This window comes from Methylomonas stagni (genome assembly GCF_050154735.1).
In the GTDB taxonomy this organism is placed as follows: domain Bacteria; phylum Pseudomonadota; class Gammaproteobacteria; order Methylococcales; family Methylomonadaceae; genus Methylomonas; species Methylomonas koyamae_A.
On the sequence record NZ_CP189557.1, the window covers coordinates 4,725,106 to 4,740,612 of the forward strand.

Below are 15,507 nucleotides of genomic sequence, written 5' to 3' on the forward strand. Positions count from 1 at the left end.
TTGCGAGGCCAATCATTTTACTGCGGTAAAGCTTCGGGAAATCCCGTCGACACTTGTCTCAGTCTGCTTTTAGCGGCGAGGGAAGATTATTAGGCGCGTCCGATAATTGTACGGCGGCGTGTCGTCAAAAAATTGTCGCCGGCCGGCGTTGGCGGCAAGCGGAGCGGCAAAATCCCGTTGCCGCTACGGATAGATAGGCGATGTTTCATGAAGCAAAATTTTATAATTTATTGAAAATAAAGTCATTTTATTTGTTGGCATGGAAAGTGATTGATTCTGGATGGCGGCAAACATGCCTACTTCATTCAGGATAAACCGGGAGAACGATCATGCCATCATCAATGGTCATTAATACGAACATCGCTTCGTTGAACAGCCAAAAGTTTTTAAGCAGGACGAACGACAGTTTGCAAACGTCGATGGAACGTCTGTCCTCTGGTTTGCGAGTCAACAGCGCCAAGGACGATGCGGCCGGCTTGGCGATAGCCGATAGAATGACGTCGCAAATTCGCGGCATGACGGTCGCGATGCGCAACGCCAACGACGGCATTTCGATGGCGCAAACCGCTGAGGCGGGGATGGGAACCATCACAGAGACTTTGCAGCGCATGCGCGACCTTGCCGTGCAAGCGGCCAACCGGGCGGCGGTGAGTACCGAAGACCGACAAAAATTGCAGACGGAATTCAAGCAATTGGGTGCCGAGGTCAAGCGTATCATTCAAAATACCGAATTCAACGGCAAGAAAATTTTGAACGGTTCGTTAAAAAATGCCAATTTTCAGATCGGTGCCAACACCGCGACCGACAACCAAATTTCGGTGACAGTTTCGGATTTGGCGACCGTTAATAGCTTAAGCGCCTTGTTTGGCACTAAATTGTCGATCGGTTCCGACGCGACCTCAAACAACGTTCGGTCGGCGATTAACGCAATCGATACCGCGATTCGAAAAGTCGACGTGTTCCGTTCCAATTTGGGTGCGATTCAGAACCGGTTTATGACGACGATCTCCAACTTGCAATCGTCTATTGAAAATCAAAGTTCGGCGCGTTCGCGGATTATGGATGCCGATTTTGCTTCGGAAACTTCGAACTTGAGTCGCGGCCAAATCTTGCAACAGGCTGGAACCGCGATGCTGGCGCAGGCCAACAAAGTAACGCAAGGCGTGTTGCAGTTGTTGCAATAACGCCGGCTTGAGTTTAGCCGTGCAAACGGGATAATGGTCGAGATGCCGACTAACCGGGGTTCCAAACATGACACAGTGCGAACAGGGTTCGGAAGAACAACGCTTGGGGCCATTGTGCGTTAACGATTTCGGGGAACGGTACTATTACAACCTGAATCGGCACGGCTTCGATAAGGTTAGCGCCGAGGTGCTATTCGATACGAAGTTCGGCAAGGCTTTGTTCGAAGAAGACGCGTTAAACGTCATAATCGGCACCGATTCCGGTTTACTGCTTCGTTATTTGCAAGCGAGGCCGCTACCTAACGGAACCCGCTATCTGTTTATCGAACCGGAGTCGGTACTAGCGGCGCTCGACGCTAACGGTTTATTGACGGATATGGACGAGCGTATGGCCTGTATCGCGATGAGCGATTGGGTGGACGCTATCGGTCGCTTTAAGATTACCGACTATTTCTATATCGATGCGGTCCGGTCATACAATGCAATCTGCGCCCAGGACGATTATATCGAGGAATATGCCGAGCTGAGTTGGCATGTTACCGAACTATTGTCGCAACTGCATTGGCAGACCAGCGTCGAATTAGGCGCGGAGGCATTCATTGCCCGGCAAATCCATAACATTGCCGACAACAAATTGCCCGCCAAATTGTTGGCGGGGGCCTTCGCCGGTAAAACTGTGGTTCTGTTGGCCGGCGGCCCGTCCTTGGATAGCGCGCTGCCTTGGGTCAGGACCCATCGCGACCGTTTGGTCGTTTTTGCCGTTTCCAGGATCGCCCGACAATTGTTGCAAGCCGATCTATATCCCGACTTCATTTTTTCGGTCGATCCGACCGAACTCAGCTTCGATATTAGCAAGGAAATGCTGGAGTTCGACGAGCGCACCGTTTTCGTCTGTTCCCATCACACCGTGCCTACCCTGTTAAATCAATGGCGAGGCCTGGCCTTGTATTTAGGCGATCGCTTGCCCTGGATCAGCGATCTGAATTGCCCCAACCTGGAAAGCGTTGGACCGACCGTGACGAACACAGCACTGCAGGTGGCTTATCGTTTTGGCTTCCGGCGAATCGTACTGGCCGGTGTTGATTTATGTTTTACCCGCGACGGATTTACCCATGCCAAAGGCAGCAACGAAGCTCTGGCCGGGCCGCGCTTTAATTTGACGTCCCTGCAAGTGCAAACAAACGCCGGCGGCATGGCGCCAACCAGTTGCGACTTTGCCCAAGCGATACACTCGCTAGCGTTGCAAGCCCGTCATCTATCCGCCGCCGGTTGCGACATCGTCAACGTGTCCGAGCACGCCGCCAAAGTCGACGGCATACGCTATCTAGCGCTTGCAGAACTCGATTTGCCGCAAACAGCGGTTGATGTAGCCGACATTGTTCAATCACGCCTGGCGGGTTCCGACGAGGAAGCCGCGTATTACGTCAAGGCCTTGACGGATTTGCGTAGAGCGCGATTTCAGATTCGCTCCATCGCCAAACTGGTGGAAGACGCCCGACGTATCAACGACGCGATGTACAACGAACACGGCGTGATTGGTGAGTACAAGGACAAGCAGAAGCTCGATAAAATCGAGAAAAAGCTCAAGCGCGAACACCGCCACTACAGCCGCTTGGTTAAGAAGTTCGGCATACGCCGTTTTATCAAGCTGGCGAAACCGTTTAACGACCAGGATTGGACCGCCGAAGAGGCAAAACAGCTTGGTAACGTATTTTACGATGCCTATCGCGACGGCGCGGCTAAGCTGCTGCAGTTGATCGAAGCCTCGATCGACAGAGTATTGGCCAGGCAACAGGAGCTGGCCTTGCATCCGGATTTTAGCGTATTGATTGCTCAAGCCCGTAAGGATCGAAGTTTCGGTCGCGTCCGTTTATGGCGCCGGCGTTTCGCGGCGGAATTAATCCCGGCGGCGCTGCAACACGAGCTGGCCGAATTGGATAGCGCCTATCTACGGGTACTGCACGATAGGGAAACCCGGCATTTTGTTCAAGCCAAAGGCCAAAGCAGCTTGCAAAACCTGAGGCAACGGGCGGGGATGCTATTCAAACACCAAAAAGTCGAAGAATTGGCGGACTTGCGAAATAGTCTGCGAAAACACTCTGAACCGGAAAATGTCGCGCCGTATCAAGCACTGATAACCGGTTATTTGGCTGAGTTGGCACGCGATCACGATGCGGCGCTGGATGCGTATCGCCAGATTGTCGACGGTGGGGACTCGTTGTTGGAAGAAGCGCTGGCGCGTATCGTCGTTATCGCGGTCGAGCGCGATGACGTGTATCAGGCCAATCTGGCATTGGAATGCCTGTCGCGGTTGAATCCGCTTTACCAGCCTTGGTACGCTGAAATTCAGCGCTTACACGGCGACATTCTGGTGGCGATTGACACTTACAATGCCTACATTCGCAGGTTTCCGGACGATAGTGCCGCTCAGTTGAAATTGGCGCGTTTATATCTGGATCAGGGTATTTACGAAGCGGCTGAATTGATGCTCGATCACTTGTTGACGAACAAGCCGGGATTGGAGGCGGCCTTGGCGATGCGCTTGCAATTAGCCAAAATCAGAGCCGACTCGGCGGTCGGTTCAGCGGATGTCGGTTGAGAAAACTACAGCGTTGCCGATAAGGTCGCCTATTCCGACGGCGAATTGAAGGATCGTTTTAGTCACGGGGAAGCCGCGCACCAACCATCTACTCAAGGAAGTCGGCAATGGACGTTTTGTGGTCCAAACTAACTGTGACGCGCACGATTAACAACGACTGGCGATTACCTTGCTGGCGGAGTAAGGCATTCGACGTGTGGCTGCCCAGCCCGGCCCGGCAATCGAGATGGCGTAAGTTCTATTATCTGTTTAGTCGCCCGAGGTTCGATTTTAAGTCAACATTAAGTGTCGCGGCGCATGCTCTGGTCCAAGCACCCAGGAAAAGGAGCTATGCGATGAACACTTTGAAATTCATGGTTGTTGGCTTGATATTTTCGTCGGCGGTTAGCGCCGACGGTCACGGTTGGCATCACGGCCACCACCACCATGGGCACGGCCCGATAATTCGGGAGCGGATCATCTACATGCCGCCTAGGAGCCTGTCGGACTTAAAAGCCAATAGTCCATTCGGTAACTTGGTTAGATAAAATAGGTGGTATAGAAAGAACCAGCAACCGGGAGAGCCCTTGATGAGTCGATTCATTCCTGTCAACCGCCATCAAGTCTATCTATTACCCCCTCGGTGGACGAATGGTTGCCGGAGGATCACTTGGCGCGTTTTGTCGTCGAAGTCATCGAGCAGTTGGATTTAAGCCGGTTGACGAGCCGCTATCAAGGTCGGGGTTCGGCGGCGCACCATCCGGCGATATTATTGGCACTGCTGGTCTATGGGTACGCCACCGGCGTGTTTTCCAGCCGGAAGATCGAACGGGCCACCTACGATTCGGTGGCGTTTCGTTTCTTGTCTGGTGATACCCATCCCGATCACGATACCCTGGCTCACTTCCGCAAGACGTTCCTGGTCGAGTTGGAAGACCTGTTCGTCCAAGTGCTGAGTCTGGCGCAAGCGATGAAGTTGGTGAAGCTGGGGCAAATCGCGTTGGACGGCACCAAGCTCAAAGCGAATGCCTCCAAGCACAAGGCCTTGTCCCACAGCCATATCGAAAAGCTCGAAGCACAGCTACGAGACGAAGTTCAGGCCTTACTGCAAAAGGCCGACGAAACCGACGCGGTGGACGACCGGGACGGCCTTGATCTGCCGGACGAATTGGCGCGGCGGGAAGACCGGCTGAAAGCCTTGCGTGAAGCGAAAGCCAAGATCGCCGAGCGGGCCAAACCGCGCGACGCGCAAGCCGAACAGGCATACGAGGACAAGGTGTCCCGCCGGGAAGCCCAGCGGCAAGCTGGCCAAAAGCCGCGAGGCCCGGAACCCAAGGCGCCGGTAGCCGGCCCCAAGCCCGACGATCAAATCAACCTGACCGACGAGGAATCGCGCATCCTGCCGAGTCACGAAGGCTTTGTGCAAGGCTACAACAGTCAGGCCGCCGTCGATGTCGATACGATGCTGATCGTGGCCACCACGGTCACGCAGCAGACCAACGACAAACAACAAGTTGAGCCGATGCTGGCCGAACTGAAAAAACTGCCCGACGCCTTGGGCCAAGCCGAAGCCCTACTGGCGGACACCGGCTACTTCAGTGCCGCCAACGTCCAGGCTTGCGAACGAAACCGGATCGAACCTTTAATCGCCATGGGCCGTGACAGTCATCATCGGCCGTTGGCGGAACGTTTAGCCCCGGATGCGCCGGAACCGACTGGCGACGATCCGCTGGAAAAGATGGCTTGGTACTTGAAAACCCGCGAAGGCAAAGCCCGTTATGCCAAGCGCAAATGCACGGTGGAACCCGTGTTCGGGATCATCAAACAGGTACTCGGCTTTCGCCAATTCTCCTTACGCGGTCTGGATGCGGTCACCGGTGAGTGGAAACTGGTGGCCATGGCCTTCAACTTGAAACGGATGCATATCTTGGCGAGGGTCGTCTAATGGTCGAAACGATTGGCCAGCAAAAGGCTCGATTGGCGTTATCGGAATCCAACGCCAAAACGCTCGCCTAACCAGTGGCAAATCCTTCCTTCGACCGCCGTCTTCGCTGAGCTGGATGACAACAGAAGTGCTGGTAAGTTAAGTCCGACAGGCTCCTAGAGTTGTCGAGTACGTACCGGTACCTCGCTATTATGCACCGCCGCCACCGCCGGTCTATTACCGTTACGAACAGCGTTCACCGACAGGACTATTGGGTGGCGTGGTCGGCGGGGCGATGGGTTATCAGTTCGGCGGCGGCGATCCGTTGGCGGCCGGCGTTGGCGCGGCGGCGGGTGCTTGGTTGGGTAACGGGCGTTACTAGTCGGTCGGTTTCCGATGTGCTTGTGCTATGGATTAGTCGACGCTTAACGCCGCGAGAAAGCGGTCGAAGGCCGCGCTCATCGCCGGCAGAATACTGAGCAAGCGATGATCGGCGTCGTACAGATGCAAGCGGGCACCGTGTTCCCGGCAAAATCGCCAGGCATGTTCCGGCGGGACCACGTCGTCCCGCCAGCCGTGAAAGACTTCGATATTCGTAGTCCCCGGTGCGAAACGGTCGCGGGCGTACCCCGGCAGATAGAAGGCGGGCGCGATCAAGAACAAGCCGTGCGGATTCAGTGTTTCGGCGGCGACCGTGGCGACATAGGCGCCCATGCTCGAACCGACTAAAACCAGCTTATCGTGCGCTGGCAAATTTTCGGCCAGCAGTCGGGAAACCCGCCAGTCCGGATCGTTGTTGGGCCGATAATCGATGCTTTCGAAACGAAACCCGCGCCGCTCGGCGACGTCGGCCAGTGCCAAGGCCTTCTCGCCCCAGGGAATACTGTCCATGCCGTGGTTGTAGATGACTAAGTGTTTCATAGAGACGGATGACGTTATTTCCGCAAAATCAGATGGCTTAGCAAGCTCAGCAACAGGCTGACGACCAGCATCGACGTGATCGGAATGAAGACTCGACTGTTTTCGGTTTGAATCGAAATATCGCCGGGTAGTTTGCCGAACCAATTCAACAGCCAAGGCGCATGGCTTATTGCCAAGCCGAGCAATAACAGACCGGCGCCGGCAATCGTCAAAATTTTGCCTACCATTAGATTATCCTCCGCCTTTTCAGGCGGACTGCGTTTCAGGCCCAAATCGGCCGGGAGTTATAATGCGGACTATGCAGGCCGTGCAAGCGGATATTACCACGTTGGCGGTGGATGCCGTCGTCAATGCCGCGAACGCCTCGCTGCAGGGTGGCGGAGGGGTAGACGGTGCGGTACACCGGGCCGCCGGTCCGGCGTTGTTGGCCGCCTGTCGCCGCTTGGACGGCTGTCAGGTTGGGCAGGCGAAACTTACCGAAGGGTTCGGCTTACCGGCCAAATTCGTCATTCATACGGTGGGTCCGGTCTGGCGAGGCGGTTCTCATCGAGAAGCCGAGCTACTGGCTGCGTGTTACCACAATTCGTTGACGTTGGCCGGCGAGCACGCTTTGTCGTCTATCGCCTTTCCCTGCATCAGTACCGGCGCTTACGGTTTTCCGATACTAGCCGCCGCCGAAGTAGCGGTAGCGGAGGTTAGCGAGTCTCTTGAGCTAACGCGTTACGAGGTCGACGTGATTTTTTGCTGTTTCGGCGCGGCCGAACTGGCGATATATCGGCATTTGTTGGAGCGGGTTTGATCTCATTCGGCAATCGCCACGACTTGCGCGAAGCCGCCGCCGGGCGTCCGGAAGTTGGTGGTTTGGCCTTGATAGAGCCGGGCACAGACCAATTGAGTTTCGCCCCGATACACGTAGTGGCGCAAATCCAGTTTCAAATCGCCGCTGTCCAGGCGGCGTTCGCTGGGTAGGACGATCGACTGGGCAACGTAATCGTTTTGCAGAATGTCCTCGAACACCCGTTTGGTCAGTTTATCCCCCCGATATGCCGCTTTGCTACCGTAGCCGCGGGCGGGCTTGAAGAATAGCCGTTTGCGTTCCGCCCACAAGGCAGCGGCGTTTTCCGATGCGACGGCTATGGTTTTGGCGACGCCTTCGCGCAATACCGCCCGAGTTTGGTTATCCACGCCCAGGGTTCGTAAATAATCGTCGTCGCTCAGCAAGATCAGATTGCGCTTGTCGGCGTATAAGGCGTGGTTTCTCGGGTGCGGCGTGACCACGGCGGCGCCGGCCAGGTATGCCGCGCGTAACGCCGCATGCTGGGGTTCGTCCAGGCCGAAATCGGTCAAGCGGTTGTAGATCAGGTCGATTCGGGTTTGCTGGTGCCAGACGCCGCCGTCCCGATATTCCAGAGCACTGGGGTCGAGAATCCAGGCTTGCGAACCGTGCGCTTCGAACAGTTGTTTGAACAGCAAAAACTCCGGATACAAGTATTGTTGTTCGGGTTGCTCGTCGACGATGGCGATGGTCCGCAGCGCTTGAATCCCGCGTTCCGCGCGCCACTCGCTGAGAAACATCTCGACGAAGGCCGCTTCCGGCGCGGGCGGAGTTATGGGCGGGCGGCCCGGTTGCCGATGGTCGGCGACTTCGCAGCAAGTGTCCTGGGCGCGGATCAGCAGGGCATTGATCAGCGCACCGCCGGCGTTGCTATTGATCTCGATCAAACGTGGGCCATCGGTGCCTAGATGGAAGTCGTAACCCAGAAATACACCGGTAGCTTGGGTTTGGTGAGCGGCACTCAGCGGCGCGCGGCTCAATACCTGTTCCCGAAACGCCGGTAATGCGATTACCCGTTCCAGTGCGGCAATGATTTCAGCTTGCCGATCCAGATCCGATTGACTGACGAATACCGGTACGTCGGCGCACAAATGCGGCCGCTCCTCGGTCAGCATGCGGTACAGTGCATCGCCGTTCATCGAGTCCGCTAGTGATTTGCGCAAGGCCTTACGGTTTAACGAAGCGCAGCGGCAGGAGCCGTTCAATTGTTCGGCGCGAAAGGGAATAGTGGCGATAGGCGAAAGCGGCATGGGCATGGGCATCGGTATTCCGTGGTGGAAGGCAGTTTCGGATTCTGGAAGTTCGGCGTTTTCCGCCGGCATTTCGCTTGGACTGTTCATTGACGGATTATTTCCGCGGACGCAAAGTTCGAGCCGCGACGATAGCGCGGGTCGAGCCGAACCGAACGCCGGTTAAGGAAATTTGACCGGCCGCCAAAAGTCGCGGAAGATTAGAGAATAGCGATATGTCGGTCAAGCAGCATTTGCGTTTTCAGGCATGCCTTCTGTTGGGACGTTAGGACGGTTTCGATCAATTTGTACTGGAGTCGCGGGATGAAACAGAAAAAACCACTGGAAGCAGGCGCGGAAATGCCGCAAAAGAAAATCCGTAAACCTAAGTCGGCGAGGATGGCGCCGCCGACCAACGGCGAAATACTGGTTAAAGGTGTGGTGATGGGCATTGTGATTTCCGGCATCAGCCATGCCAGTCGGAGTATCGCCAAAGCTTTTGTCAGGCGCCCGCTGGGCTTGTTCGTGGCAGGCATTGCCAGCGGCTATTTTGCGCACAAATACCGCAAGGAATTATTGACCGTCAGTGGCCGCACCGCCGTGGAAAGTAGAAATTTCATTTTGCGACAAAAAGAGAATTTGGGCGATCTGATTGCCGAAATTCGCGATCCGGACCGCGACGGCGACCGTTAAAGCGATACTTGCGCCGGTTTATACTGGCGTTTGACCTTTTTCGCGGTAGATTGGCGTTTAGTCCAACCGGATATAGAACTCACTACGTCATGGTTATTCATCGCCTTCACCGATCTCAGCATCTGAATGTGGCTCCCGAACAGGCTTGGCGTTTTTTCTCGTCGCCTCAGCATCTCAACGCGATTACCCCGGATTTTTTTCACGTCGATATTGCCTCGCCGGTGCCGGAGGAAATTTATCCTGGTTTACTGATTGCATACCGAATGCGCGCGGTTTTCGGATGGCCGATGGCTTGGTTGTCCGAAGTGTGCTATTGCGAACCGCCGCGACGTTTTGTCTATCAGCAGCGCGTCGGTCCTTTCGCTTTCTTTAGCCACGAAGTAGTCGTGACGCCTTGCCGAAGCGGAGTAGAAGTGGAGGACATCGTGTTTTACTCGATGCGCTGGGGCTGGATGGGTGAATTGTTGCATTACTGCCTGATCGGAATGCGATTACAGCGGATTTTCCAGTGGCGGGCCGAGGTGTTGCAAGCGCGTTGGCCGTTGCCGGCCGTTACTCTTTCAGAAGATTGACTTTTTCCCGCGACAAGCATTAAATCGAACCCTCTCGAATTCATTGCGGAGGCGAGCGACATGGTTGAATCAGACAGTTATCCGTTACAGGCCGGCAATCGAGTCGCCGGTATAGTCGAGCATCTGGACCGCGACGTCGAACGCGGCGAGGATTTGGTGATGTTGGGATATGGTCTCGTGCTGCTGGCGCCGATATTCGCGCCGTTGCTACCGCCGAAAATTCTGTTACCGTTGATGGCCCTGGTGTTTGCGGTGTCGGCAACGGTTGCGCGATGGCATTTTGCCAAAATGGCTAAAAAACTGGCGGTGTCCTCGGCCGGACTGGAGCAACGCGAACTGTGTCAATTGCAGCCGATTGCCGAGGTGTTTGCCGAGCACCCCAGGCAAACCTTGGCGGTGGCGTTCAATCCGTTACGGAATCTGTCGAGGACCGCTAAAAGCGTGCTCGGCGGCATGCTGGTCAACCCGTTCTGGGGACCGACTTTCTACATGTTGGGCTTGCAGTTTGTCGAGGACCGGCATTTTTATCTACTTAACCGTGCCGTTCTCGGCATCGAGCAGAAATTGGGGCGGATACCGATTCGCGATTGAATTCCTTATGGCCGCCACTTTCAGGCTATTGTCCTAAAGTACGGTTATGCACAAAAGCTGTGGATAAGTTTGTGATTAAGCGGTTGCCAATCGCCGCCATTCGCCGTTGCCATTAGGCTGTCATCAAATTGACCAAATTTTGCGCAAGCATTTTTTGACTATGCTTAGTAGGGTTAATCACGGCGTCGAAAACTTTACCGGTCGGAGAGCCTCGCGCAGCCGCTAAAGTTTGCTACGCCCGACCCAGTCCGCCGGCGAATCGGAGAGGGACGCCAGCGAATTCAGAGGCTGCCGCCGGGCGGCGCCATTCACCTTAGCATCAAGGTTGTGTCATGGAAAATCCTCGAACGCTTACGATAGACGGAAATCAGGCCGCGGCGACTATCGCCCACAAACTCAACGAAGTCATCGCCATATATCCGATTACGCCGTCCTCGGCGATGGGCGAATGGGCCGACGAGTGGTCGGCGCGCGGTCAGGTCAATTTATGGGGTACCGTGCCGCGCGTCATCGAAATGCAAAGCGAGGCCGGCGCCGCCGGCGCGATACACGGCGCTTTGCAGGCCGGTACGCTGGCGACGACGTTTACCGCGTCGCAAGGCCTGTTGCTGATGCTGCCGAACATGTACAAGATCGCCGGCGAACTGAGTCCGGCGGTGTTTCACATCGCCGCCCGCTCGTTGGCTTGCCAGGGCTTGTCGATCTTCGGCGATCACAGCGACGTGATGTCGGCGCGGATGACCGGTTTCGCGATGCTGTGCTCCAACTCACCCCAGGAAGTCCAGGATTTGGCATTGATCGCTCACGCGGTCTCGTTGGAAAGCCGAATTCCGTTCATGCATTTCTTCGACGGTTTCCGCACGTCGCACGAGGTGGCGAAGATCGTCGAAGTCGGCGACGACGTGATTCGGGCGATGATAGACGACGCCTGGGTTGCCGCGCATCGTAACCGGGCGCTGACGCCGGATCGGCCGGTACTGCGCGGCACCGCGCAAAATCCCGACGTGTATTTTCAAGGCCGCGAATCGGTCAATCCGTTTTATGCGGCGCTACCGGAGATCGCCCAGCGGGCGATGGATCGGTTCGCCGGTTTGACTGGCCGCCAATACCGCTTGTTCGATTACGTCGGCTCGGCGCAAGCCGAGCGGGTGATCGTGCTGCTGGGTTCCGGGGCCGAGGCGGCCGAGGAAACCCTGGATTTTCTGAACCGGCAAGGCGAACAGGTCGGCTTGCTGAAAGTGCGCCTGTACCGGCCGTTTGCCGCCGATAGGCTGATCGCAGCCTTACCGGCCAGTTGCCGCAGAATCGCGGTGCTGGATCGGACCAAGGAGCCGGGCAGCGACGGCGAGCCCTTGTACAAAGACGTGCTGGCGGCGCTGGTTCAGGATTTTGCCGCCGGCGGCAAATTCGCCGCTTTGCCGCGAGTGGTCGGCGGCCGTTACGGCTTGTCCTCCAAGGAATTCACGCCGGGCATGGTCAAGGCGGTCTACGACGAACTCAAGCGCGAAAGGCCCAAGCATCAATTTACCATCGGCATACTCGACGACGTCGGCCATACCAGTTTGGACTGGGACGCCGATTTTCGTACCGACGCCCATGCCGATACCTTTCAGGCGATGTTTTACGGCCTGGGTAGCGACGGCACGGTCAGCGCCAACAAAAATACGATCAAGATCATCGGCGAGGAAACCGATTGGCACGCCCAGGGTTATTTCGTGTACGACTCGAAAAAATCCGGCGCGATCACCGTGTCGCATTTGCGCTTCGGGCCCAAGCAAATTCGCTCGACGTATCTGATCGGCCGGGGCGACGCTCGCTTCATCGGTTGCCATCAAACCATCTTCCTGGAACGTTACGATATGTTGGCTAACGCCGCCGACAACGCGGTGTTTCTGTTGAATAGCGCCGAGCCGGCCGATCGCATCTGGCACAGCCTGCCGGCGACGATGCAGCGGCAGATGTTGGAAAAACGCATCCGCTTTTATGTGATCGACGCCTATGCGGTCGCCGAACAATGCGGCATGGGCAAGCGCATCAATACCATCATGCAAACCTGCTTTTTTGCGATTTCCGGGGTCTTGCCGCAACAGCAGGCGATCGCGGCGGTCAAGCATGCGGTCGAAAAAACCTACGGTAAAAAGGGCCAACGCATCGTCGAACTGAATTTCAAGGCCATCGACGAAACCCTGTCCGGGCTGCATCAGGTCATGTTACCAGGCCGGGCCGATAGCACATTCGATCTACAGGCGCCGGTCGCCGCCAACGCGCCGGACTTCGTGCGCCGAGTCACCGGCGAAATCATCGCCGGCCGCGGCGATGCGTTGCCGGTCAGTGCGATGCCGGCCGACGGTACCTTCCCGACCGGTACCGCCGCCTACGAAAAACGCAATCTGGCGCTGGCGATCCCGGTCTGGGAAACCGATTTATGTACCCAGTGCGGCAAGTGCCCCATGGTTTGCCCGCACGCGGCAATCCGCAGCAAAATCTTTCCGACCCCTGCGGTGGCCGACGCGCCGGCCACCTTCAAGCATGCGGCGATGCTGGGCAAGGACTTTCCGGCCGGCTTGTCGATCAGCTACCAAGTGGCGCCTGAGGATTGCACCGGTTGCGGCTTGTGCGTGGATATTTGCCCGATACGCGACAAATCCAACGCCAGCCGCAAGGCGCTGAACATGGCGCCGCAGGCCCGCTGCGCGAGCCGGAAAGCCAAAACTGGGATTATTTTTTGGGTCTGCCGGAATACGACCGGCGCTTGATCAAGACCAGCACGATCAAGGGAGCGATGGTGCTGCAACCCTTGTTCGAATTTTCCGGTGCTTGCGTCGGTTGCGGCGAAACCCCTTATGTCAAATTGGCCTCGCAACTGTTCGGCGATCGGATGATCGTCGCCAATGCCACCGGTTGTTCGTCGATTTACGGCGGCAATCTGCCGACCACGCCTTGGACCAAAAACGCAGACGGCCGCGGTCCCGCCTGGAGCAACTCGCTGTTCGAGGATAACGCCGAGTTCGGCCTGGGGATGCGGGTGGCGATCGACAAGCAGGCCGAACAAGCCGCCGAGTTGTTGCTGAGTCTGCGCGAAGTGTTGGGCGGCGAATTGGTCGACGGCCTGCTGCACGCCGACCAGTCCGACGAAGTCGGTGTCTACGAGCAGCGCCAGCGCATCGTCGAATTGAAGCAGCATTTGCCATCCTTGAACCAACCGGCCGCCCGAGCCTTACTGCCGCTGGCCGACTATTTATGCAAAAAAAGCGTGTGGATCATCGGCGGCGACGGCTGGGCCTACGACATCGGTTACGGCGGCTTGGACCACGTGCTGGCCAGCGGGCGCGACGTCAATATTTTGGTGCTGGATACCGAAGTCTATTCCAACACCGGCGGCCAGACGTCCAAGGCCACACCGCTCGGCGCGGTCGCGAAGTTTTCGGCCGGCGGCAAGGCTACCGCGAAGAAAGACCTGGCGCTGTTGGCGATGGATTACGGCAACGTCTACGTCGCCCATGTGGCCTACGCCGGCAAGGATACCCAGACCATCAGCGCGTTTCTGGAGGCCGAGGCCCACGACGGGCCGTCCATCATCATCGCCTATGCGCCGTGTATCGCCCACGGCGTGGATATGTCCAACAACCACCGCCAGCAAAATCTGGCGGTCAAGAGCGGGCATTGGCCGCTGTTCCGCTTCGATCCGGCCAAGATCAAGCAAGGCAAGAATCCGATGCATCTGGATTCGGCCGAGCCTTCGATTCCGTATCGCGACTTCGTGATGAGCGAAACCCGCTTCAGCATGCTTTGGCAAACCCATCCCGACGATGCGGAAGCCTTCTTGCAACAGGCACAACAGGACGTGAAAAACCGCTACCGCTATTACCAACAATTGGCGGCGCTGGATTGGAGTCAGGCCGCCAGCGTGGCCGCCGCCAAGGCCCAGATCAAAGCCGACATTGCCCCGGAGAGCCAACATGGTTGATTTGACGACTGAATATCTGGGCCTGAAGTTGGCTCACCCGCTGGTGCCGTCGGCATCGCCGCTGGCCAAGGATCTGGACGGCGCCCGCCGCTTGCAGGATGCCGGCGCGTCGGCCATCGTGATGCCGTCGTTGTTCGAGGAAAAAATCGAAGCCGAGCAATTGCAGATGGAACGGTTTTACTACGGCCAAGCCCTAGGATATGGCGAAGCCGACAGCTTTCATCCGGTGCCGGATCAGATCAAAACCTATCAAGAGCGCTATCTCGAGCACTTGCATAAGTTGAAAGGCGAGTTAAGCATCCCGGTCATTGCCAGCCTGAACGGTACTTCGCTGGGCGGTTGGCTGGAATACGGGGTGGCGTTGCAACAGGCCGGGGCCGACGCGCTGGAACTGAATATCTACCATCTGGCGGCCAACGCCGAGGATGACAGCGAAGCGGTCGAGGAGCGTTATCTGCATATACTGCGGGAGCTGAAAAGCCAGATCGACATTCCGTTGACGCTGAAGCTATCGCCGCAATTCAGTTCGCCGCTGCATTTCGTGCGGCGGTTGGCGACGGCGGGCGCGGACGGCGTTGCGCTGTTCAACCGGTTTTACCAGTCGGATATCGATCTGGATACGCTGCAAGTCGTGCCGAAACTGGAATTGTCCACGCCGGCCGAAGCCTTGCTGCGGATACGCTGGACCGCGTTAATGTACGGGCGAGTCAATTTGTCGCTGGCGGTAACGGGCGGCTTTCATCGCGGCGAGGATGTGGTCAAGGCCTTGCTGGCCGGCGCCGACGTCGTGCATTTGTGCAGTGTGTTGCTGGAGCACGGTGCCGACCGGCTGACCGATTTGCTTGACGAATTGCTGATCTGGCTGCGCGAGCACGAATATACCTCGGTCGCGCAAATGAAGGGTAGCGTCAGTCAACAACATGCCATCGACCCAAGTGCCTACGAGCGCGCCAACTATGTGCAGGTGCTGGACAGTTATACGCCGGCCGTCGGCGTGCTGCGCTAGTTTTTGC

General features: G+C 56.9%; 10 protein-coding genes and 2 pseudogenes. 9 read left to right on the plus strand and 3 right to left on the minus strand.

Annotated features, from left to right (window positions below; translation table 11 throughout):
- Window positions 1-329 precede the first annotated feature (329 nt).
- The 3 genes and pseudogenes from ACP4CD_RS21610 to ACP4CD_RS21620 all read left to right on the plus strand — a co-directional run bounded on the left by ACP4CD_RS21610 (window position 330) and on the right by ACP4CD_RS21620 (window position 5,707).
- On the plus strand, window positions 330-1,184 hold the full coding sequence (locus tag ACP4CD_RS21610) for a flagellin (RefSeq protein WP_064030685.1): 855 nt from the start codon (window positions 330-332) through the stop codon (window positions 1,182-1,184).
- Between the two features lie 67 nt (window positions 1,185-1,251).
- Window positions 1,252-3,783 carry a 6-hydroxymethylpterin diphosphokinase MptE-like protein gene (locus ACP4CD_RS21615; RefSeq protein WP_426992568.1) on the plus strand — a complete coding sequence of 844 codons (2,532 nt, stop codon included), beginning with the start codon at window positions 1,252-1,254 and terminating at the stop codon, window positions 3,781-3,783.
- A gap of 569 nt (window positions 3,784-4,352) precedes the next feature.
- Window positions 4,353-5,707 (plus strand): annotated as a pseudogene (locus ACP4CD_RS21620) (IS1182 family transposase).
- A 393-nt stretch (window positions 5,708-6,100) separates the two neighbouring features.
- Here the strand turns inward: ACP4CD_RS21620 and ACP4CD_RS21625 are convergent.
- A complete protein-coding gene (locus ACP4CD_RS21625; RefSeq protein WP_426992569.1) occupies window positions 6,101-6,607 on the minus strand; it encodes an alpha/beta hydrolase in 507 nt (168 codons plus the stop codon).
- A 14-nt stretch (window positions 6,608-6,621) separates the two neighbouring features.
- Entirely contained in the window at window positions 6,622-6,834 is a 213-nt protein-coding gene (locus tag ACP4CD_RS21630) for a DUF2905 family protein (RefSeq protein WP_064030738.1), read from the minus strand.
- Window positions 6,835-6,896: 62 nt separating this feature from the next.
- Between ACP4CD_RS21630 and ACP4CD_RS21635 the strand changes: the two genes are divergently transcribed.
- Window positions 6,897-7,406, plus strand: a complete 510-nt coding sequence (locus ACP4CD_RS21635; RefSeq protein WP_426992571.1) for an O-acetyl-ADP-ribose deacetylase — start codon at window positions 6,897-6,899, stop codon at window positions 7,404-7,406.
- A 2-nt stretch (window positions 7,407-7,408) separates the two neighbouring features.
- On the opposite strand, the gene ACP4CD_RS21640 is transcribed toward ACP4CD_RS21635, so the two are convergent.
- Window positions 7,409-8,704, minus strand: a complete 1,296-nt coding sequence (locus tag ACP4CD_RS21640; protein WP_426992572.1) for a hypothetical protein — start codon at window positions 8,702-8,704, stop codon at window positions 7,409-7,411.
- Between the two features lie 291 nt (window positions 8,705-8,995).
- Between ACP4CD_RS21640 and ACP4CD_RS21645 the strand changes: the two genes are divergently transcribed.
- The 5 genes and pseudogenes from ACP4CD_RS21645 to ACP4CD_RS21665 all read left to right on the plus strand — a co-directional run bounded on the left by ACP4CD_RS21645 (window position 8,996) and on the right by ACP4CD_RS21665 (window position 15,500).
- Window positions 8,996-9,364 carry a hypothetical protein gene (locus ACP4CD_RS21645; protein ID WP_082885634.1) on the plus strand — a complete coding sequence of 123 codons (369 nt, stop codon included), beginning with the start codon at window positions 8,996-8,998 and terminating at the stop codon, window positions 9,362-9,364.
- A gap of 128 nt (window positions 9,365-9,492) precedes the next feature.
- Complete coding sequence (locus ACP4CD_RS21650; RefSeq protein WP_426992573.1) at window positions 9,493-9,936, plus strand: SRPBCC family protein; 444 nt, start codon at window positions 9,493-9,495, stop codon at window positions 9,934-9,936.
- Between the two features lie 60 nt (window positions 9,937-9,996).
- Window positions 9,997-10,527: a hypothetical protein gene (locus tag ACP4CD_RS21655; protein ID WP_426992574.1), complete on the plus strand. Its 531-nt coding sequence runs from the start codon at window positions 9,997-9,999 to the stop codon at window positions 10,525-10,527.
- Window positions 10,528-10,859: 332 nt separating this feature from the next.
- Window positions 10,860-14,494: pseudogene (gene nifJ, locus ACP4CD_RS21660) on the plus strand (pyruvate:ferredoxin (flavodoxin) oxidoreductase).
- Window positions 14,487-15,500, plus strand: a complete 1,014-nt coding sequence (locus ACP4CD_RS21665; RefSeq protein ID WP_064030677.1) for a dihydroorotate dehydrogenase-like protein — start codon at window positions 14,487-14,489, stop codon at window positions 15,498-15,500. The pseudogene nifJ and the gene ACP4CD_RS21665 overlap by 8 nt, the downstream one beginning before the upstream one ends.
- Window positions 15,501-15,507: the final 7 nt, after the last annotated feature.

Bases quoted from the DNA above. Each gene is read 5' to 3' on its own strand.
- ACP4CD_RS21610 (WP_064030685.1), top strand. From the start codon at position 330: ATGCCATCATCAATGGTCATTAATACGAACATCGCTTCGTTGAACAGC.
- ACP4CD_RS21615 (WP_426992568.1), top strand. From the start codon at position 1,252: ATGACACAGTGCGAACAGGGTTCGGAAGAACAACGCTTGGGGCCATTG.
- ACP4CD_RS21625 (WP_426992569.1), bottom strand. From the start codon at position 6,607: ATGAAACACTTAGTCATCTACAACCACGGCATGGACAGTATTCCCTGG.
- ACP4CD_RS21630 (WP_064030738.1), bottom strand. From the start codon at position 6,834: ATGGTAGGCAAAATTTTGACGATTGCCGGCGCCGGTCTGTTATTGCTC.
- ACP4CD_RS21635 (WP_426992571.1), top strand. From the start codon at position 6,897: ATGCGGACTATGCAGGCCGTGCAAGCGGATATTACCACGTTGGCGGTG.
- ACP4CD_RS21640 (WP_426992572.1), bottom strand. From the start codon at position 8,704: ATGCCCATGCCCATGCCGCTTTCGCCTATCGCCACTATTCCCTTTCGC.
- ACP4CD_RS21645 (WP_082885634.1), top strand. From the start codon at position 8,996: ATGAAACAGAAAAAACCACTGGAAGCAGGCGCGGAAATGCCGCAAAAG.
- ACP4CD_RS21655 (WP_426992574.1), top strand. From the start codon at position 9,997: ATGGTTGAATCAGACAGTTATCCGTTACAGGCCGGCAATCGAGTCGCC.
- ACP4CD_RS21665 (WP_064030677.1), top strand. From the start codon at position 14,487: ATGGTTGATTTGACGACTGAATATCTGGGCCTGAAGTTGGCTCACCCG.